At 32.9% G+C, this 20464-nt stretch carries 23 protein-coding genes and 1 tRNA gene; 14 read left to right on the top strand and 10 right to left on the bottom strand.

What is annotated here, in order from left to right:
- The first annotated feature begins 65 nt into the window (after positions 1-65).
- The gene (gene gltX / locus IR213_RS01490) at positions 66-1577 is read left to right on the top strand and encodes a glutamate--tRNA ligase (RefSeq protein WP_194310537.1); all 1512 of its coding nucleotides are present in this window, start codon (positions 66-68) and stop codon (positions 1575-1577) included.
- A gap of 57 nt (positions 1578-1634) precedes the next feature.
- On the opposite strand, the gene IR213_RS01485 is transcribed toward gltX, so the two are convergent.
- Entirely contained in the window at positions 1635-2273 is a 639-nt protein-coding gene (locus IR213_RS01485; protein WP_194310536.1) for an outer membrane beta-barrel protein, read from the bottom strand.
- Between the two features lie 79 nt (positions 2274-2352).
- Between IR213_RS01485 and IR213_RS01480 the strand changes: the two genes are divergently transcribed.
- Entirely contained in the window at positions 2353-3342 is a 990-nt protein-coding gene (locus IR213_RS01480) for an SPFH domain-containing protein (protein ID WP_194310535.1), read from the top strand.
- 30 nt (positions 3343-3372) lie between these two features.
- Here IR213_RS01480 and IR213_RS01475 read toward each other — a convergent pair whose 3' ends face one another.
- From IR213_RS01475 to IR213_RS01460, 4 genes are all read right to left on the bottom strand, one after another.
- Complete coding sequence (locus tag IR213_RS01475) at positions 3373-3627, bottom strand: DUF6327 family protein (RefSeq protein ID WP_194310534.1); 255 nt, start codon at positions 3625-3627, stop codon at positions 3373-3375.
- A 3-nt stretch (positions 3628-3630) separates the two neighbouring features.
- Positions 3631-3981 carry a competence protein gene (locus tag IR213_RS01470; RefSeq protein ID WP_194310533.1) on the bottom strand — a complete coding sequence of 117 codons (351 nt, stop codon included), beginning with the start codon at positions 3979-3981 and terminating at the stop codon, positions 3631-3633.
- Between the two features lie 11 nt (positions 3982-3992).
- Complete coding sequence (locus IR213_RS01465; protein ID WP_194310532.1) at positions 3993-4355, bottom strand: YtxH domain-containing protein; 363 nt, start codon at positions 4353-4355, stop codon at positions 3993-3995.
- A 295-nt stretch (positions 4356-4650) separates the two neighbouring features.
- Complete coding sequence (locus IR213_RS01460; RefSeq protein ID WP_194310531.1) at positions 4651-6747, bottom strand: glutamine--tRNA ligase/YqeY domain fusion protein; 2097 nt, start codon at positions 6745-6747, stop codon at positions 4651-4653.
- A gap of 110 nt (positions 6748-6857) precedes the next feature.
- Here IR213_RS01460 and IR213_RS01455 point away from each other — a divergent pair, with 110 nt between their 5' ends.
- From IR213_RS01455 to IR213_RS01440, 4 genes are all read left to right on the top strand, one after another.
- Positions 6858-7073, top strand: a complete 216-nt coding sequence (locus tag IR213_RS01455; protein WP_194310530.1) for a hypothetical protein — start codon at positions 6858-6860, stop codon at positions 7071-7073.
- The gene (locus IR213_RS01450) at positions 7064-7258 is read left to right on the top strand and encodes a hypothetical protein (protein ID WP_194310529.1); all 195 of its coding nucleotides are present in this window, start codon (positions 7064-7066) and stop codon (positions 7256-7258) included. The genes IR213_RS01455 and IR213_RS01450 overlap by 10 nt, the downstream gene beginning before the upstream one ends.
- 116 nt (positions 7259-7374) lie before the next feature.
- Positions 7375-7734, top strand: coding sequence for a dihydroneopterin aldolase (gene folB, locus IR213_RS01445; RefSeq protein WP_194310528.1), 360 nt, complete (start codon positions 7375-7377; stop codon positions 7732-7734).
- Between the two features lie 116 nt (positions 7735-7850).
- Positions 7851-7921, top strand: a tRNA-Cys gene (locus IR213_RS01440).
- Positions 7922-8446: 525 nt separating this feature from the next.
- Here IR213_RS01440 and IR213_RS01435 read toward each other — a convergent pair.
- The 4 genes from IR213_RS01435 to rnr are packed head-to-tail and all read right to left on the bottom strand — an operon-like array spanning position 8447 to position 12751.
- The gene (locus tag IR213_RS01435; RefSeq protein WP_194310527.1) at positions 8447-9112 is read right to left on the bottom strand and encodes a hypothetical protein; all 666 of its coding nucleotides are present in this window, start codon (positions 9110-9112) and stop codon (positions 8447-8449) included.
- Positions 9113-9172: 60 nt separating this feature from the next.
- Complete coding sequence (locus IR213_RS01430) at positions 9173-9850, bottom strand: LysE family translocator (protein WP_194310526.1); 678 nt, start codon at positions 9848-9850, stop codon at positions 9173-9175.
- Between the two features lie 45 nt (positions 9851-9895).
- Positions 9896-10561 carry a head GIN domain-containing protein gene (locus IR213_RS01425; RefSeq protein ID WP_194310525.1) on the bottom strand — a complete coding sequence of 222 codons (666 nt, stop codon included), beginning with the start codon at positions 10559-10561 and terminating at the stop codon, positions 9896-9898.
- A gap of 9 nt (positions 10562-10570) precedes the next feature.
- Positions 10571-12751, bottom strand: coding sequence for a ribonuclease R (gene rnr, locus IR213_RS01420; protein ID WP_194310524.1), 2181 nt, complete (start codon positions 12749-12751; stop codon positions 10571-10573).
- Between the two features lie 108 nt (positions 12752-12859).
- Here rnr and IR213_RS01415 point away from each other — a divergent pair, with 108 nt between their 5' ends.
- The 6 genes from IR213_RS01415 (at position 12860) to IR213_RS01390 (ending at position 17858) form a co-directional block, all read left to right on the top strand.
- Positions 12860-13093 (top strand): DUF2007 domain-containing protein, encoded by a 234-nt coding sequence (locus tag IR213_RS01415; RefSeq protein WP_194310523.1) that lies wholly within the window; start codon positions 12860-12862, stop codon positions 13091-13093.
- A gap of 642 nt (positions 13094-13735) precedes the next feature.
- Positions 13736-14164 carry a ribose 5-phosphate isomerase B gene (gene rpiB, locus IR213_RS01410; RefSeq protein ID WP_194310522.1) on the top strand — a complete coding sequence of 143 codons (429 nt, stop codon included), beginning with the start codon at positions 13736-13738 and terminating at the stop codon, positions 14162-14164.
- Between the two features lie 21 nt (positions 14165-14185).
- Positions 14186-14470, top strand: a complete 285-nt coding sequence (locus IR213_RS01405) for a nucleotidyltransferase family protein (protein ID WP_194310521.1) — start codon at positions 14186-14188, stop codon at positions 14468-14470.
- Positions 14463-14807 (top strand): HepT-like ribonuclease domain-containing protein, encoded by a 345-nt coding sequence (locus IR213_RS01400; protein ID WP_194310520.1) that lies wholly within the window; start codon positions 14463-14465, stop codon positions 14805-14807. Before IR213_RS01405 ends, IR213_RS01400 begins: the two co-directional genes overlap by 8 nt.
- Before the next feature lie 6 nt (positions 14808-14813).
- Positions 14814-15719 (top strand): cation diffusion facilitator family transporter, encoded by a 906-nt coding sequence (locus tag IR213_RS01395; protein WP_194310519.1) that lies wholly within the window; start codon positions 14814-14816, stop codon positions 15717-15719.
- Positions 15720-15734: 15 nt separating this feature from the next.
- Positions 15735-17858: a Tex family protein gene (locus tag IR213_RS01390; protein WP_194310518.1), complete on the top strand. Its 2124-nt coding sequence runs from the start codon at positions 15735-15737 to the stop codon at positions 17856-17858.
- Positions 17859-17929: 71 nt separating this feature from the next.
- Here the strand turns inward: IR213_RS01390 and tatA are convergent, their stop codons facing one another.
- Positions 17930-18112 (bottom strand): twin-arginine translocase TatA/TatE family subunit, encoded by a 183-nt coding sequence (gene tatA, locus IR213_RS01385; protein ID WP_194310517.1) that lies wholly within the window; start codon positions 18110-18112, stop codon positions 17930-17932.
- A 210-nt stretch (positions 18113-18322) separates the two neighbouring features.
- Between tatA and IR213_RS01380 the strand changes: the two genes are divergently transcribed.
- Both IR213_RS01380 and IR213_RS01375 read left to right on the top strand, forming a co-directional pair.
- Positions 18323-18826: a peptidase gene (locus IR213_RS01380; protein ID WP_194310516.1), complete on the top strand. Its 504-nt coding sequence runs from the start codon at positions 18323-18325 to the stop codon at positions 18824-18826.
- Positions 18827-20320 (top strand): GH3 family domain-containing protein, encoded by a 1494-nt coding sequence (locus IR213_RS01375; RefSeq protein WP_194310515.1) that lies wholly within the window; start codon positions 18827-18829, stop codon positions 20318-20320.
- Positions 20321-20464 lie beyond the last annotated feature (144 nt).

Here is a 20464-nt window from a genome sequence, read left to right as displayed (position 1 = left end):
ATTCTCGATTTCAAGTTTCTAATTTGACTGATTGAAATTGTATCTTTGCAAAAAAAATTACAAAAATGTCAAAGCAAGTTCGGGTGCGTTTTGCACCAAGTCCAACTGGACCTTTACATATTGGCGGTGTTCGTACTGCCTTATTCAATTATTTGTTTGCCAAAAAAAACAATGGTGTTTTCTTTCTTAGAATTGAAGACACGGATCAAAATCGTTTTGTTCCAGGTGCAGAAGAATATATTATGGAAGCCCTTGAATGGTTGGGAATTGCGCCTGATGAAACTATCGGGAAAAACGAAAAATTTGGCCCTTACAAACAATCCGAAAGAAAGCATTTATACAAACAATATGCCGATGAATTAATCAATTCCGGAAATGCATATTATGCTTTTGATACAGCCGAAGCATTGGATTTACAAAGAAAACAACACGAAGAACAAGGCAAAACTTTTATTTATAACTGGCACAATAGAGAAAAATTAGACACTTCTTTGGTGATTTCGGCAGCAGAAACGTCTAAAAGAATAGCTGCCGGAGAAGATTTTGTCATACGTTTTAAAACACCGGTTGATGAAACTTTGCATTTGCAAGACATTATTCGAGGCGAAGTGAAATTTGAAACCAATCTTCTTGACGACAAAGTTTTGTTTAAAAGTGACGGAATGCCTACCTATCATTTGGCTAATATTGTAGATGATCATTTAATGGAAACTTCACACGTGATTCGTGGCGAAGAATGGTTGCCTTCGATGCCATTACACGTAATGTTATACCGAGCCTTTGGATGGGAAGCGCCGGAATTTGCGCATTTACCTTTGATTATGAAACCTGTTGGAAATGGAAAATTATCAAAACGAGACGGAGATAAATTAGGATTTCCTGTATTTCCATTAAATTGGAAGGATCCAATTTCAGGAGAAACATCATCAGGTTACAGAGAAAAAGGATTTTTCCCGGAAGCCGTGGTTAACTTCTTAGCCTTATTGGGTTGGAATGACGGAACCGAAAAAGAAATGTTTTCTTTGGAAGAATTAGAACAAGCTTTCGATTTAAGTAGAGTTCATAAAGCGGGAGCCAAATTTGACCCAGAAAAAAACAAATGGTTCAATCATCAATATTTAATGAAAAAGGATGATGCAGATTTAGCCAAAAGCTTCGCTCCTATTGTAGCTGAAAAGGGCATTACCGTTTCTGAAAATGTATTGACAAAAATAGTTTCACTAATAAAAGAACGAGCTGATTTCGTTTCAGAATTTTGGGATTTGAGCGACTTCTTTTTTGTGACCCCGATATCTTACGACGAGAAAGCAAGAAAAAATTGGAAAGAAGAAACGCCAACTTTGATGCAGGAATTGATTTCAGTTCTTGGAGAAATTACTGACTTTACTGCTGCGAATATTGAAACCATCGTGAAAGATTGGATGACAAAAAACGAAATTGGAATGGGAAAAGTAATGCAGCCGTTTCGATTGAGTTTGGTTGGCGCTCTGAAAGGGCCACATTTATTTGACATCGTGGAACTCATTGGAAAAGAAGAAACAATTAAGAGGATTGAAAAAGCAATAACTTCTTTATAAAACAGTTTTTTGTTTTTAAAGCTCCCAGCCTTTTGAAGACTGGGAGCTTTTTTAGTTTTATAAATAAATTATCAGGTTTCCGTTCAATATTCCGGGATTTCCTTTAAAACTATACCCTAAATTCTTGTTGTTTAAATTTCCCAGCATATTGTTTATGCCATATTGATACGAAATATTCAAACGAACGTGTCGAACTCCAGCGGTAATTCCTATGACAGGATAAAAATTAAATTGAGATATATCCACAATGTCTTTGGCTAATAAAGTAGTTCCTGTAATAATATTGTTTTCCTTCCCCTTTTCTACATTTAATTTTCCATTGACCTGAACTAAGGGTCCAAACTCAAAGCTTAAATGGTTTTCAATAATTTTATAGCTCAACATTAAAGATATTTGGGCAGAAGATAATTTATAATTTGTGTCTTCAGATATAAAACCACTGTTTGTGGTAACTGAAAAATTGTTTTCACTAAACTGCATTGCATAAACCATATCCCAATCGTCATAGTAATTTCCTCGCATTGACAAACCGGCGTTCCAGCCGCTACCTGGTTTTGTCTCAAAATCATTGGTGTTCAAAGTAAATTGGTTAATACCAAAAAATATTCCTATTCTATTTGAATCTCTATAGTCATATTGGGCAAAAGCAGTCATTGAAATTAATGTAAAAACAGAAGCAAAATATAATCTTTTCATAAAATTGAAATTAAACAACAGCAAACCTAAAGTATTTTTGTAATTTAACAGTTAAATTTTTAATTAAATTAAACTACCTATGGACATTTCATTAATTATCCTACTTGTATTTGGACTATTTATTTTTCTTTCTTCCTTCTTTACCGTCAAACAGCAATCATCAGTTGTTATTGAACGTTTTGGAAAATTCCTGAGTGTCAGAAATTCTGGTTTGCAACTTAAAATTCCCTTAATTGACAGAATTGCAGGCCGCGTCAATCTAAAAATTCAACAATTAGATGTTATTATCGAAACCAAAACAAAAGACAACGTGTTTGTGAAAATGAAAGTTTCGGTGCAGTTTAAAGTGATTCAGGACAAAGTTTACGATGCTTTTTACAAACTCGAATATCCGCACGACCAAATCACAGCTTACGTTTTTGACGTCGTTCGTGCCGAAGTTCCAAAATTAAAATTAGATGATGTTTTCGAAAGAAAAGATGATATTGCGATTGCCGTAAAACGTGAATTGAACGAAGCGATGACCACTTATGGTTATGATATCATCAATACATTGGTAACCGATATTGATCCGGATATCCAAGTAAAAAATGCCATGAACCGCATCAATGCTGCCGACAGAGAAAAAACAGCAGCTGAATTTGAAGGTGAAAGCACCAGAATTAGAATCGTTGCCAAAGCCAAAGCTGAAGCGGAAAGCAAGCGTTTACAAGGACAGGGAATCGCCGACCAAAGACGTGAAATTGCTCGTGGATTAGTAGAAAGTGTGGAGGTTTTAAACCGTGTTGGAATCAATTCACAAGAAGCATCGGCATTGATTGTGGTGACACAACATTATGACACTTTGCAAGCCATTGGCGCTGACGCAAATTCAAATTTAATTTTATTGCCTAATTCGCCACAAGCAGGAAGCGATATGCTTAACAATATGGTGGCTTCATTTACAGCTTCGAACCAAATGGGGGAATTAATGAAGAAAAATAACAAGAAGCTGAAACCAAAAACCGATGAACATTCTTCTGGACATCAGGCGCCTCAAGCACCAAAATTGCCGGAAACGGAGATATAAAATTTCAGATAATTGCAATAAAAAAGAGGCTTAATCGCCTCTTTTTTTCTTTGTAAACCAATTAATAATCAGTGGGATGGCTATATTTAGAATCATTCCGGAATAGTCGGATAAAATCGTTTTGTAATCCCCAAAAATTCCTTTTATTATGTTTTTGGGCAAAAGACTTTCTTTTGTTTTTTCATAATCTAAAACTATTTTTTGAAGGTTCAATTCTTTTTCAAGTCTAAGAATTTCCAGTTCTAATTCTATTTCTGCGTAGGAAGAATATTTTTTTGGTTCCATAATTTAGTCGTTAAAAAAGATTTCTGAAAATTTCTCCAAAATTGGCCCTTCAACAACTTTATCCTTAACTAAAAATAAAAGTCCTGTAATAACTAAATAAATTCCGCCAACGATTAGAAACCCCAATGCATTACTATTTAAGGCTTCCCCAATTGCAAAAGCACCTGCGATAGAACAAAACAATAAAACCATTGATAGTGATAGTGCAATTAATAAAAATTTCAATATCATCGTGGTCGACTTCATCGCTACTTTGAAACCCCATAGCTTATAATATGCCACACTGTTTTCGATATATTCCTTTGCTTGTTTCTGAATGTCCTCGGTGTGTTCTTTTAGTTCTTCGAAAGCCATAAATGTTTCATTTAAACGGTTTCTTTTTGTTGATTAGCCATCTGTTTTTTTTGAAGTTTGGCGTTTTGTTCTTTCAGGTCAGCCAATTTTGTTTCCAAAAAAGAAATTACATCTTCAGTTTTATGACTCATATTAGAAACTAATTCTTCATAGGTTTCATCCAAGTCATATTTTGCTCCCGAAAATCTACTTCTCAATTTTTCTGATGCATCTTCAAATTTATCTTTTAAATTTTTTTTAGCATCATCATAACCATCTTTAATTTTTTCCCTGGTTCTTGAACCTTTGTCCGGAGCAAATAAAACTCCAACTCCTGCACCAATCGCTGCACCTATCAAAAGTGCCAATACTGAATTTCCTGTGTTGTTTGACATCGTTTTTAGAATTAAAATTAATAATATCCTAAAGTTACAAACTTTGTTAACATCTCAATGTTAATAAGCCGTTAAAGTATTATTAAATCATTAGAAAACGTTAAATAAACCGCACTGTTTTAATAAATATACAACAAATATGGTACAAGTTGGCCAACAGGAAAAGACCCGTTAAAAAGCATTTATGAAAGCCGATTTTGATTGGAAAATTCTATAATAAACAGGAAATATATAGAAGTTTCCAATAATTAAAAAATCGCATTGTTAATGCGATTTTTATTGTCAAAAACTATACTTATAATTCGTTTAGTAATTCCAAAACTTTTTTGTTTTTTTCATTGGCTTTCAAATCGGAAAGTTGCTCTTTGAACTCATTCAAATTATCTAAATCTTTTTCCAGATTTTGAATGGCAAAAAAACGAACTGACGCTAATTGACTTTTTAACGACATCGAATATAATTTTGCTAAAGGTTCTTGTTCGATGTCTTTTGCCAAAACTTTATCCGAATAATTCAAAATTAAATTCGAGAACAATAACGAATTGTTGTCGTTTTTAATGTTTTTGATAATGGTCTGGGTAATCAAACTGTAATTATCAATGCTTTTTATGTTGTCAATAATAGGTTTCAGAAGGTTTTCTGCTGCATTTTCATCTTTTTCTTTGACATATTTATTGATTTCTTTTTGGGTGTTCATCAATAAATTTTCCTCTTTTTTTCCTTTTTCTTCCCAAGCATCTTTTAGTCCAACAGTTTTATTGAAAACTAATTTAGAAGCCGTTGAATTCTTGTCAACATTGAAATAACCCAAACGTTGAAACTGGAATTTTTCATCTGATTTTACATCCGAAAGACTTGGTTCCACAAATCCTTTTACAATTTGTAAAGAATTTGGATTCATAAAATCGAGGAAGTTTTTCTCTTTGTGGCTATCCGGTGATTCATCTATAAAAAGTCGGTCATACAAACGAACTTCAGCTTCAATAGCGTGTTTGATGGAAACCCAATGCAGGGTTCCGGCCACTTTTTTTTGACTCGCTTCGCTCCCGCTTCCGCTTCGAGAATCCTCGTAATAAGTAACGTGAATTTCGGTTATATTTCCTTCTGAATCTTTTACAACGCTTTCGCCTTTGATGATATAAGCGTTTTTCAATCGTACTTCTCTACCAATGGACAAACGGAAAAATTTGGCTGGTGCTTCTTCTAAAAAATCTTCTCTTTCGATGTATAATTCTTTGGAAAAAGGCACTTTTCTGAAACCAGCTTTTTCATCTTCTTGATTATTTTCAGCATCCAAAGATTCTTCTTTTCCTTCAGGATAATTGGTAATGATTACTTTTATGGGGTCTAAAACAGCCATAACTCTTGGCGCAGTCTTATTCAAATCTTCACGTAAACAAAATTCCAAAAGTGAAACATCAATCACGTTTTCTCTTTTTGCAACGCCAATGATGTCACAAAATTTCCGAATGGAATTCGCTGTATAACCTCTTCGTCGTAAGCCAGAAATTGTTGGCATTCTTGGATCATCCCAACCATTAACTATATTTTCCTGAACCAATTGCAACAGTTTTCGCTTGCTCATTACGGTGTAATTCAAGTTCAAACGCGCGAATTCGTACTGATTCGGTCTTACTTTCTTGTTATCATAAATCTGGTCTAAAAACCAATTGTATAATTCCCTGTGCATCACAAATTCCAAGGTGCAAATAGAATGCGAAATTTGTTCGATATAATCGCTTTCGCCGTGAGCGAAATCATACATTGGATAGATTTTCCAATCATCTCCTGTTCTGTGATGATGACGGTGCAAAACTCTATACATCAACGGATCGCGCATCAACATATTGGTGGATGCCATATCAATTTTGGCACGCAAAACGTGGCTTCCTTCAGGAAAATCACCGTTTTTCATTCCTTGGAACAAAGTCAAATTCTCTTCAACAGAACGATTTCTGTACGGTCCATCAATTCCTGGTTGTGTTGGAGTTCCTTTTTGATCAGCCATAGCTGACGAAGATTGACTGTCAACATAGGCTTTTCCGTTCTGAATCATTAGAACTGCCCAATCGTAAAGTTGTTGAAAATAATCAGAAGCAAAACGCTCTTCGGCCCATTCGAAACCCAACCAATGCAAATCGTGTTTTATAGCATCTACATATTCTTGCTCTTCTTTGGCAGGATTTGTATCGTCAAAACGCAAATTTACTGGCGCATTGTACTTTAAACCCAAACCAAAATTCAGGCAAATCGATTTGGCGTGACCAATATGTAAATAACCATTAGGTTCTGGCGGAAAACGAAAACGTAAATTCTCTTGGGGAAAACCACTTGCTAAGCTGTCTTCTATGATTTGTTCTATAAAATGAAGTGATTTCTCTTCGGTTGACATAATTTTTATTTTGAATGGCAAAGATAAAAATTTAGATGATAGATAATAGACTTTAGGATAATAGACTTTGAATTAAATTTATTAGTATTTTTGTATAAATATTAAACGTTATGAGACAATTAACCGTTACAATTCCAGACAGTTTTTACGAAACTTTTATTAGTTTTTTCAAACATATTCCTGACGTTTCTATTGATGAGAACGTATCGAATGAAGTTCCGCTATGGCAACAAGAAATGGTTTTAGAACGTATGAAAAATGCTAAACCTGAGGATTATATTGATTGGGAAGACTTTGAAAAAGAGATGGATAAAAAATGGCAGTAAATAATTTCAAAATTAAAGTACTTTCAAGAGCTAAACTTGAAGTTAATGAAGCAGCCGAATATTATGACTCTAAAAGTAAAGGACTAGGAAAAGTCTTTTATTTAGAATTTAAAAATTATAGTAAAACATTAAGAAACATTCCTTTTTTTGAGGAAAAGTACAATATTGTTCGTATTTTAACATAAAAGAAATTCCCTTATACCATTCATTTTACAGTAGATGAATTAGAAAAAATTGTTTCTATTCAAGCTGTAACTTCTAATCATCAAGATCCAAATACCACAAGATTAAAATTATAAAAATGGGAATTATAAAACTAAAAAATATTCGAACCTACTCTTATCACGGTTGTTTAATCGAAGAAGGAAAAATAGGCTCTGATTATTCGGTTGACTTGGAAGTGAAAACCGATTTGCGCAAATCAGCTCTTTCAGATGATTTGAAAGATACGGTTGATTATGTGCTTTTAAACCAAATTGTGGTGGAAGAAATGGAGATTCGAGCACATTTGTTGGAACACGTTGCACACCGCATTATCAAAAGAATTTTTAAGGAAGTACCGGCAATTTCAAGAATTACATTGGCGGTTTCTAAACTGAATCCTCCTATTGGTGGTGATGTTGAAGCCGTTACAATAGAAATGGAAGAATATAGGAATTAAGATTTAAGGTTGCAGATTTAAGGTTGCAGATAGCAGAAATCAATAAACAAAAATTTTTAAACTTTAAACTTTAAACTTTTAAACTTTTACTTATATTTGCACACCAATAAATAATTGGCGTCGTGGCCGAGCGGCTAGGCTGGGCTCTGCAAAAGCTCCTACTCCGGTTCGAATCCGGACGATGCCTCTAAAACCTTCAAGGAAACTTGAGGGTTTTTTTGTGTATAATTTTTAGGAAAAATTAAGTAAAGTTATAGTTCGAATCCGGACGATGCCTCTAAAACCTTCAAAGTAATTTGGAGGTTTTTTTATGTTTAATTTTTAGGAAAAATTAGGTAAAGTTATAGTTCGAATCCGGACGATACCTCTAAAACCTTCAAAGCAATTTGGAGGTTTTTTTATGTTTAATTTTTAGGAAAAATTAGGTAAAGTTATAGTTCGAATCCGGACGATGCCTCTAAAACCTTCAAAGCAATTTGGAGGTTTTTTTATGTTTAATTTTTAGGAAAAATTAAGTAAAGTTATAGTTCGAATCCAGACGATGCCTCTAAAACCTTCAAAGTAATTTGGAGGTTTTTTTATGTTTAATTTTTAGGAAAAATTAGGTAAAGTTATAGTTCGAATCTGGACGATGCCTCAAGAACAGATACAGAAATGTGTCTCTTTTTTTGTGTCATTTTTAAAAAAAAGTAAGTTTTGATTAGTGGAAGTTTTAATTTAGTTCAATACTTATCTCGATAGATATTTTCCGCAATGTTTCGTGACTTATTCCCATTGAAAAATGTTTATGAAAATAAATATTTCCACATTTATTTAAATCTGTCTTATTCATAGATTGCTTATTAATATTGGAAAATTTTTCAAACAATCCAGTCTTTTTGTTTAAATATTTCAGGTAATTTAAAATTCCCCAAAACAAAAAAACTAACTTTTCAGGATGATTCAATAATTTATCCAATTCTATGAGATGTTTTCTATTTTCTTGAGACAGAAGATATTCATTAAATCGTTTGTTGTTCAGAGAAGACATTCCAGTTGTTGGAAATCCTATGATTTCTAAAAAAGATATTTTGTCAGCTAAATTACTTTCAAGATTTAGTTTTGATATCGCCGTGTGATATTTTTTTCCTTCACCGTCGTATTTTGGATGTAAAAAAGGATGATGAATATTATATTTTTTCCAAAATCCAACTCCGTCGGTTAGGTATTCTTTAACGAGGTCGAATATTGATAATTCCTCAATATTTATTGCCCAATTCGGATCTTTACCTATAAACAAAACTTTTGCATCAATTGGATTTGCGCCTTGAAAATTTCTTACATCGTAAAGATTAATTAAAGCTTTTGATGGATGTTTCTGAAAATTGCTGTTTGTCATTTGAATTTGATTTACCAAATAATTACTACTTATTCATAAAAATTTACAAGTTTATAACACTTATTTATCAATCCTTTCCAAAACATCTTTCAACTTTTCTTTTTCTTTTGGAAACCAACCCTGAACAATTAAAGCCACTCCAAAAACCATTAAAACAATACTGATTCCTTTTTTGATTTTAAGAATGTTTTTTGGAGTCATTTTGTTTTTTAACTGCTTGGCTAATAGTATTTTAATACAATCAACAAATACATAAGATAAAATTACGGAGGCGAAGAAAGTAAGCATTCTGGAGGTTTTCATTTCAAATTTTGGTCCAACTGAAATAATAATGGCCAACCAAAATCCCAAAACTCCAATGTTAATAATGTTTAAAAAAAAGCCTTTTATGAATAAGCCAAAATAATCTTTTCTGATAATTTCGTTATCAATTTTATGGGTGTCAACCTTTTTTTCTTTGTGTAAACTGATATACGAAATAACACCATAAGCCAGCATCAATATTCCTCCAAACATAAAAAGTGCGGAGTTATCTTTAATGCTTGTTATTAATCTATAACTTCCAATATAAGCTACTGTAATGAATACAATATCACCTAAAACCACTCCTAAATCAAAAACTAAAGCGGCTCTAAATCCTTTTATAATACTGGTTTCCAATAATATAAAAAAAACAGGGCCAATCATAAAACTTAAAAATATTCCCCAAGGAATACCTGATAAAATATCGTTTAACATTAAAAATAAAGTTTATTAAAAAATAGAAATACAATCAAAAAATTATTATTTTTCCCTAATTGTTCCCCCTAAAATTGTTTTCTGATTGATTTGTTTTGGTTTTCCATAAATATCTATAGAGCCTCCAGCTTTTACTTTTGCATCTACCAATAAAGTGGCGTAAACTTCGGCTTGACCCCCGGCCGATACGGATATCGATGTTTGTGATGTTTGCAAATCCTTTCCATTATAAATTCCACCCGTGGCAATAATAGCGTCTTGATTGGTTGCATTACCTGAAAGTTCTATTACACCCCCTGTTACCGCTCTAACATTAACTTTTTCTACATCTACATCTAAATTTATTTCTGCTCCTTCTCTAGCATCTAAATCAATTGAGGTTTGTTCGAATGTTTTATCACCTGAAACATACGTTCCTTCATTGGCTTCAATTTCTTCTATTTTTTTGAAATACAACTCAATAGTAATATCATCCCCAGACAATAATTTTGGGAAAGGCATCCTTAACTTTAATTCGCCGTTCTTATTCAATACTATAACTTCATTTTCTCTTTTTCCGGCGATAATTATTTTGTTTTCAGTTGATTGAATTAGTTTAACGTTGAGTTTGTCAAATACTTTAACTGAGTTGAAATCTCCAAGATCTCTTGTTACTTGAGCAAATGTGATTTGTGTTAATAACACGAAAGTAATAACTAGTAATTTTTTCATTTTTTGTTTTTATTCGTTTCTTCTTATAAAATTAAAGTCCAATTGTTTTTTAACTAAATCGGCATTTTTTACTTTAACGTAAATTTCGTCACCTAATTGCAACAAAGCTTTTGTAGTAGCACCAACCAAGGCATATTGTTTTTCATCGAAAGTGTAATAATCGTCTTTTATTTCTCGGATTCTAACCATTCCTTCACATTTATTTTCGATAATTTCAACGAAAATTCCCCATTCAGTGACTCCAGAAATTACGCCTAAAAATTCCTGATCGTTGTGATTCTGCATATATTTCACCTGCATATATTTGATGGAATCACGTTCGGCATTAGTTGCTAAACCTTCCATTGTAGAAGAATGTAAACATTTTGCTTCATATTTTTCTTCATCAACAGATTTTCCTCCATCAAGATAATGTTGCAACAATCGATGCACCATTACATCAGGATAACGACGAATTGGCGAGGTAAAATGACTGTAATAATCAAAAGCTAATCCATAATGTCCAATATTGTCGGTAGAATATTTGGCTTTGCTCATTGTTCTAATCGCCAGAGTATCAATTAAATTTTGCTCTTTTTTTCCAACAACATCGCTTAATAAATTATTCAAGGATTTTGAAATATCACCTTTATTTCTGAAATCTATTTTATAACCAAATTTTGCAATTACGGTTTGCATTGCAATTAATTTATCTTCATTAGGTTCGTCGTGAATACGATAAATAAAGGTTTTCTTTTGTTTTCCAATGTATTCCGCCACTTTTTTATTGGCCAAAAGCATAAATTCTTCAATCAAATGATTGGCATCTTTTGATATTTTAAAATAAACACCTTCAGGTTCTCCTTCATTATCCAAATTAAATTTTACTTCGACTTTATCAAAAGAAATAGCGCCATTATTCATTCGGTCTCTTCGGAAAATCTTAGCTAATTTATCTAGTTTTAAGGTCGCATTTACAATTGCTGAAGGAACTTGATAGGATTTACCGGTAATAGAAATTTCTTCTGGAATGATATCTCCTTTTGTTTCTATAATATGTTGGGTTTCTTCATACGAAAATCGTTGGTCAGAAAAAATCACGGTTCTACCAAACCATTGGTTGACAACCTGAGATTTTTCGGTGATTTCGAATATGGCAGAAAAGGTATATTTTTCTTCTCTTGGTCTTAACGAACAAGCAAAATTTGATAAAACTTCTGGTAACATTGGCACAACTCTATCCACTAAATATACAGACGTGGCGCGTTGATACGCTTCATCATCCAGAATTGTTCCTTCTTGTAAATAATAAGAAACATCGGCAATGTGAATACCAATTTCATAATTTCCGTTTTCTAATTTTTTAAAAGATAAAGCATCATCAAAATCTTTTGCATCTTTTGGATCAATTGTGAAAGTCAACGTATCACGCATATCCCGACGATTTGCAATTTCAGTTTCGTGTATAGTGGTATCAATTTTCTGTGCATAAACCTCCACTTCTACCGGAAATTCTGCAGGTAAACCATATTCAGCTAAAATTGCGTGAATTTCGGTATCGTGTTCTCCAGGTTTCCCAAGAACTTTAATTACAGCTCCAAAAGGACTATCGGCTTTTTTTGGCCAATCTTCAATATGAACTAAAACTACGTCGCCTTGTTCTGCTTCACCTAATTTATCTTTTGGAATAAAAATATCAGTATACATTTTTGGATTTGCAGTTGAAACAAAAGCAAAATTCTTCTGAATATCAATTACGCCTACGAAATCAGTTTTTGCTCTTTCTACAACTTCAATAACTTCGCCTTCAGGTCTTCTCCCTTTTCTACGATTATAAACATACACTTTTACTGTGTCTTTATCTAAAGCTCTGTTTAAATTATTTGTTGGAATAAAAACATCCTCTTCTAATTCCGAACAAACAAAATAAGCTGTTTTTCTACCTGTCATATCGATAGTTCCTTCGTAATAATCCTGACTTATTGCTTTAACAAGATATTTACTAGGTTCTGTTTCAACTACTTTTTTTTGCGCAGCTAGGATTTTTAAATCTCTTATAATTTCATTCCTACTTTTGGTATCATCTTTTTCTAAAATAGCAGCTATTTGCTTATAATTAAATGCTTTATTGGCATTTTGAGCTAATATTTTTATAATTTTATTAGAGAAGTCTTTCTCTTTATTTTCTGGTTTTCTCATTTTTTTACCCATAAATCTTTTCTTAAAAGTCTAAAATTACGAAATAGTATTCAGTGTTCAGTATTCCTAATGTAGTTTTTAAAGAAATAATAACTTTCGTACCTTTATAAAAAATTAAAAATGGAAGAGTTTAAAACCATAGCAATATTTAATTACACGCACGAAATTGTAGTTTTAAAACATAGACTGGATCAAGAAGAAATTCAATATTATTTCGAAAATGAAACAATGTCTTCGATTGCTCCATTTTATTCGAATGCGCTGGGTGGAATAAAACTCAAAATTCATCATAATGATTTCGAAAAGGTTCAAAATATATTAGACGAATTAAATACAAATCTAAATATTGTTTGAATTTCTAAAGTTGTCAACATCTATTAAAAATAACAAATAGAAAAAGAAAATTTAATTTATTTTTTAATGGTTATTATAGTGTGTTAACAGTTACAATAACTTTAATGCAAAAAAAAATATTTTATGGTTAAATGTTTTTATAACGACTTATTAACATAGTTATAGTAAACTAAATCATTTATTTTAAAGTGATTTAAAAAAATAATTAACAACTGTTAACAAATCAAAAACAAAACAATTTGTAAATAAGTTACTATTGGTTTTTTGTTAACAAAAGTGTTTTTTATATCAATAACTTTTCTAAAAATTCACTAAACTAATTTTGGTTATCTCATTCCGGTTTTGGATTACGTTTTTATTTGACACAAACAATAAATAGTTCTAATTTTCTATCTAAAGTTATAAACATTCTATGTTAATTTAAGGTTAACTGATTATCAAGGATTTATAAAACACTATTAACATTACTATAATTTAACAATTAAATTACATTAGAAACATTTTTTCACTATAATTTTTATGAATATTGTTTTATATAAAATATAGAATACTAATATTACGATAGTTATATATTTAATAGGATAATTTTAAAAATAAGTAATTGTTTCCCTAAATTTGCGCAACACAACTAATAAAAATTTTATGAAAATCTCCATTGGAAACGATCACGCAGGGCCAGATTATAAAAAAGCGATTGTTCAATATTTAGAATCAAAAGGACACGAAGTAACTAATTACGGAACTGACACAGATGCTTCTGTAGATTATCCGGATTTTGGTCATCCTGTTGCCAATGATGTTTCTGAAGGAAAAGCAGATTTTGGAATCGTGATTTGCGGTTCTGGAAACGGAATAGCAATGACAGTTAATAAACATCCAAAAGTCCGCGCAGGTCTTTGTTGGATGAAAGAAATCGCCATCTTGACGCGTCAACACAACAATGCTAATATTATAAGTATTCCGGCGCGTTACACTTCAATACAGCAAGCTGTAGAAATGGTGGATGCGTTTTTGAATACCGAATTCGAAGGAGGAAGACACCAGACAAGGGTGGATAAAATTAGTTGTTAATATATAGTGTAACTTTGTAAAATGCTAACACAGAAAGAAATAAATATTATTATTGACACCTTTAAACCTTACAATCCAAAGCGTATTGGTTTATTTGGATCTGTGGCTCGAAATGAAGAAACCGCAACGAGCGATATTGATATTTTGTATAATTTTAATTCTCCAATTTCTCTTTTTGGGCTTGTTGATATTCAAGACGAATTGCAAAAAAAATTGCATAAAAAGATAGATTTAGTTTCTCAAAATTCAATTCACCCATTATTGAAAGAAAGTATTTTAAATGATTTAAAAATTATTTATGGTTAAGGATAAAAATATTTTTCGCTTGCAACATGTGATAGATTGCATAGAAAAGATAGAAATAATTACCAAAGATTTGTCTTATGGAGGTTATTTAGAAGATTGGATAAAACAAGATGCTATATTTAGAAATATCGAAATAATTGGCGAAGCAATAGCTAATGTCGAAGAAGAATTGAAGAAAAAATATCCAGATGTTCCTTGGGTTCAAGCCAAAGGAATGCGAAATTTTTTAATTCACGAATATTTTAAAGTGGATCATGATGCGGTTTGGGAAACCTACCAAAATCATTTACCGAAACTAAAACTCCAAATCATTTCGATTATCAACGACATTAAATAACTACAAATGTCGCACGATCACCACCATCATCACCAAGTACAAGGTAAAAACCTTTTATTTTCGATTGTTTTAAATCTTGTAATCACGGTGGCGCAAGTTATTGGCGGAATTCTTTCGGGAAGTTTAGCATTGATGTCTGATGCTTTGCATAATTTTTCCGATGTTCTTTCTTTAGTTTTTAGCTATGCAGCAAATAAAGTATCTAAGAAAAAATCCTCTGTAAATCAAACTTTTGGATACAAAAGAGCCGAACTTATTGCTGCTTTTGTTAATGCTATGACTTTGATTATTGTAGCTTTGTTTTTAATTTATGGAGCAACGGAACGGTTTTTTAATCCGCACAAAATTGCTTCTGGATTAGTAATTTGGCTTTCAATTTTAGGAATTGTTGTCAATGGTTTGTCCGTAATAATGTTGAAAAATGACGCGGATAAAAACCTGAATATGAAATCGGCTTATTTGCATTTATTTACTGATATGTTGGCTTCAGTAGCAGTTTTAGTTGGCGGATTGTTGATGAAATATTTTCAATGGTATTGGGTTGATAGCGTATTGACGATGTTAATAGCGCTTTATTTGATAATTGTTGGATTTGATTTACTAAAAAAATCCACCCAAATGCTGATGCTTTTTACGCCTGTTCACATTGATATAAATGATATTATTAGCGAAGTTCATAAAATCTCCGGTGTCCATAAATTACACCATATTCACGTTTGGAATCTCAATGATGATGAATTGCATCTCGAAGCACATTTAGATTGTCTGGAAGACATAAAGATGTCTGAATTTAATGAAATAGTTCATCAAATGGAACACGTTTTATTAGATAAATTCCAAATCAATCACATCAACATTCAACCCGAATTTAATAAAGAAGAAGCCTCAAAGGATTTCATCGTTCAGGATTAACGTCAAAATTAAATAATGACCAACATACAATTCATCTCAAAATCCGTTAACACGGAATCCATAAACATTCAAAACACAGTTCAATTATTACAAGAAGATTGCACGATTCCGTTTATTTCTCGTTATCGAAAGGATAAAACCGGTAATTTAGATGAAGTTCAAATCGAGCAAATCGCCAAACTCCAAAAGGATTACGAAGTCATCGTAAAGCGAAAAGAAGCTATTTTAAAATCGATTGAAGAGCAAAACGCATTAACACCCGAATTAGATAAAAAAATTCAGCAAAGCTTCGATTTGCAGGAATTGGAAGATTTCTATTTGCCGTTCAAAAAGAAGAAAAAAACTAAAGCTGATGTCGCTCGTGAAAACGGATTGGAACCCTTGGCTAAAATCATAATGGCGCAAAAAAACGACGATGTCGATTTTATTGCCACGAAATATTTGAATGAAAATGTGATTAATGAAGATGCCGCTTTGCAAGGCGCACGCGACATTATCGCTGAATGGATTAACGAAAATATTTATGTTCGAAAGCAGTTGCGAAGACTTTTTCAACGGAAAGCAATCATTACGACCAAGGTGGTAAAAACCAAAAAAGACGATCAAGACGCCCAAAAATTCAACCAATATTTCGATTGGTCAGAGTCTTTAACAAAAGTGCCCTCACACCGATTATTGGCGATGCTCCGTGCCGAAAATGAAGGCTTTATCAAGTTCAAAGTAGAAGTTGATATTGACGAAGCTTATGATATTATTGACGAATTGGTTTTAAAAGGTCAAAATCCAAGCACGCCGCATATACAATTGGCCATCGAGGACAGTTATAAAAGATTGCTGAATCCAGCGATTTCAAACGAAGCTTTACAAGAAGCCAAGGTTAAGGCTGATGCCAATTCGATTCAAGTTTTTGCCAATAATTTAGGCCAATTATTGCTCGCTCCGCCTTTGGGAGAAAAACGGATTTTGGCGATTGATCCAGGATTTCGTTCCGGCTGCAAAGTGGTTTGTCTGGACGAAAAAGGAGATTTGTTGTACAACGAAAACATTTATCCGCATGCGCCACAGAACGAAACCGCAATGGCGATGAAAAAAATTCGTTCGATGGTCAATGCGTATCAAATTGATGCGATTTCCATCGGAAATGGAACCGCTTCACGGGAAACGGAATTCTTTATCAAGAAAATCGCTTTCGATAAACCGGTTCAGGTTTTCATCGTTTCCGAAGCAGGAGCATCAGTGTATTCCGCTTCGAAAATTGCGAGAGAGGAATTCCCGAATTATGACGTGACGGTTCGTGGTTCGGTTTCCATAGGAAGACGATTGTCAGATCCTTTGGCCGAATTGGTTAAAATTGACCCGAAAGCCATTGGTGTAGGACAATATCAACACGATGTAGACCAAACCAAACTGAAAGAGGAATTGGATAATACCGTAATTCGTTGCGTGAATTCAGTTGGAATCAACATCAACACGGCGAGTAAACATTTGTTGAGTTATGTGAGTGGAATAGGAGAAAAGTTGGCCGAAAATATTGTGCAATATCGCTCCGAAAACGGACCTTTCGAAGATAGAAAGCAGTTAAAAAAGGTACCTCGTTTAGGCGAAAAAGCCTATCAGCAAGGAGCTGCTTTTATCCGAATTTCGAATGCCAAAAACCCATTGGATAATTCTGCCGTTCATCCCGAAGCGTATGGAATTGTCGAAAAAATGGCCAAAGATTTGAAAATTTCGGTAAACGATTTGATTGCCAATAAAGAAAAAACGTCTTTAATAAAACCAGAGAATTATATCACATCAGAAATAGGTTTATTAACGTTAAAAGACATCATCAAAGAACTCGAAAAACCAGGATTAGACCCAAGAAAATCGGCTAAAGTTTTCGAATTTGACCCGAATGTAAAAACGATAAAAGACCTTCGAACCGGAATGATTTTATCTGGAATAGTCAATAACATTACTAATTTTGGTTGTTTTGTCGATATTGGTTTGAAAGAAAGTGGCTTGGTTCACATTTCGCAACTTAAAGCAGGCTTTGTTTCTGACGTAAATGAAGTGGTAAAATTACACCAACACGTTCAGGTAAAAGTCACGGAAGTTGATGAGGACAGAAAGAGAATCCAGTTGACGATGGTGGTATAAACCAAAATTCCAAACCCAAAAAGAATATCGCTTGAGGTTTGGAATTTTTTACCGCTGAAATTTAAAGAAATTTATTCTTTAGTTTCTTCTTTTGTCTCTTTTTTATCCGCTGGTTGATCGTCTTTAGCTGCGTTTTTGAATTCTTTGATTCCGCTACCTAAACCTTTCATTAATTCCGGAATTTTTTTACCTCCAAAAAGTAATAAAACAACCGCCAATATAACAAGGATTTCCGTGATACCTAATCTTCCCATAATTAAATAATTTATTGCCGTGGCAAATTTGTAATAAATCTAGCGACAAAGATATATAGAATTACTTTATCTGAAATCATTTTACAGTTATTATTTAGTTTTATGAGCGTTAAAAATTGCTAAAACAATTCAATTTTTTAAATTTCATAAAGGAAATAGGCGATTGATTTCAAGACATTAATTATTATATTTGTAACATAAAAGCAAAATATGTCTGAAAATAGACTTAAAAGAAGAAAACTTCGCAATAAATTATTTACAAAAAACCGATTGGTTATTTTGAACGAGGAAACATTTGAAGAACTTTTTTCCTTCAAATTAAATCTGATGAATGTTTTTATATCGGTTACTATTGGTGCTATTTTACTAATTTCCTTCACTACTTATATCATTGCTTTCACGCCTTTAAGAGAGTTTATTCCTGGATATTCTTCTTCAAAACTCAAGAGAGATGCCACCGAACTAGCTTTAAAATCAGATTCCTTGACCTTGGCTTTGCAGCGAAATGAAGCTTATATTAAATCAATCCAAAAAGTATTGACGGGCGAATTAGAATATGCAAAATTTAATAAAGATTCCATACTTGCTTCAAGTGATTCAGCTCCATCTCAGGTGAATATTTCAGCTTCAAAAGAAGAATTGGAATTAAGAAATCAAGTGGCCAAAGAGGAAAAAAACAACCTTCCTAAAGCGAAGAAAAACACCCAAAAATAAATGTCTTTAAAACCTTTTTTTGCTAAACTTTTTGCCAAAAAAATCTATCGGAAAACCCAACTCTGGGCAACAAATCCAATAGAAACTCAACGTAAAGTTTTCGAGGATTTAATCCGCCAAGCGAAAAACACCCAGTTTGGTATAGACCATCATTTTGACCAAATAAAAACTTTCGAAGATTTTTCAAAATATGTTCCAGTTCGCGATTACGAAGGTTTGAAAACGTATGTCGATAAAGTAGTAAAAGGCGAGGAGAATATACTTTGGAAAGGAAAACCGCTCTATTTTGCCAAAACTTCGGGAACGACTTCTGGAGCAAAATACATTCCGCTTACCAAGGAATCAATGCCTTTTCACATTGAAGCGGCACGAAACGCAATTCTGCATTATATTCACGAAACCGGTAAAGCTGATTTTGTTAATGGAAAAATGATTTTCCTTCAAGGAAGTCCAATATTGGAAGAAAAAAACGGCATAAAACTAGGAAGATTGTCCGGAATCGTGGCACATTTTGTTCCAAAATATTTACAAAAAAACCGACTGCCTTCTTGGGAAACAAATTGTATTGATGATTGGGAAACCAAAGTAAACGCCATTGTCGAAGAGACATTTAACCAAAATATGACGGTGATTTCAGGGATTCCGTCTTGGGTGCAAATGTATTTTGAAAAATTGCAACAAAAAGGCGCAAAGCCTGTGGGCGAAATTTTCAAAAACTTCAATTTGTTCATTTATGGTGGCGTAAACTATGAGCCATATAGAGCCAAATTCGAAAATTTGATTGAACGAAAAGTAGACAGCATTGAATTATTTCCGGCTTCGGAAGGATTTTTTGCCTACCAAGATTCCCAAAAGGAAAAAGGAATGTTGCTTTTGTTGAACTCCGGAATTTTTTATGAATTCATCAAAACCGACGAATTTGACATCGAAAACCCAAAAAGGCACACCATTGGCAAAGTAGAATTGGGCGTGAATTATGTGTTAATAATTTCGACTAATGCCGGACTTTGGGGCTACAACATTGGCGATACCGTTCAGTTTACGAGTTTGAAACCGTATCGCGTTATTGTTTCGGGCAGAATCAAACATTATATTTCGGCTTTTGGCGAACACGTCATTGGAAAAGAGGTCGAAAGTGCGTTGCAGGAAGCAATCATTGGAACAACCATTAGCATCAACGAGTTTACAGTTGCGCCACAAATTACACCAAAAGAAGGTTTGCCATATCACGAATGGTTTATTGAATTTGAAAACGAACCTGAAAATCTGGAAACTTTTGCAGAAGCATTAGACAATGCAATGCGCAAACAAAATATTTACTACGATGATTTAATTGTGGGTAATGTTTTGCGCAAAGTAGTTGTAACAAAAGTGGCTAAAAACGGTTTTCAGGATTATATGAAATCCATTGGAAAACTGGGCGGACAAAATAAAATTCCCAGGCTAAGCAATGATAGGAAAATAGTGGATTTACTTAAAAAGAAACCAATATAAAAAAAACATCATTCTTTTAAAAATGAAAAGCTGTACCTATCAACCAAAATTAAAATAATTTTTCGAAAGAAATAAAAACCATACATTTGGAGGTTACAAAATAAAAATTAATGAAATCGCCATTTCAAATGGATTTCGTAAACA

The organism is Flavobacterium soyangense, assembly GCF_015277675.1.
In the GTDB taxonomy this organism is placed as follows: domain Bacteria; phylum Bacteroidota; class Bacteroidia; order Flavobacteriales; family Flavobacteriaceae; genus Flavobacterium; species Flavobacterium soyangense.
This window is presented reverse-complemented; position numbering and strand designations above follow the sequence as displayed.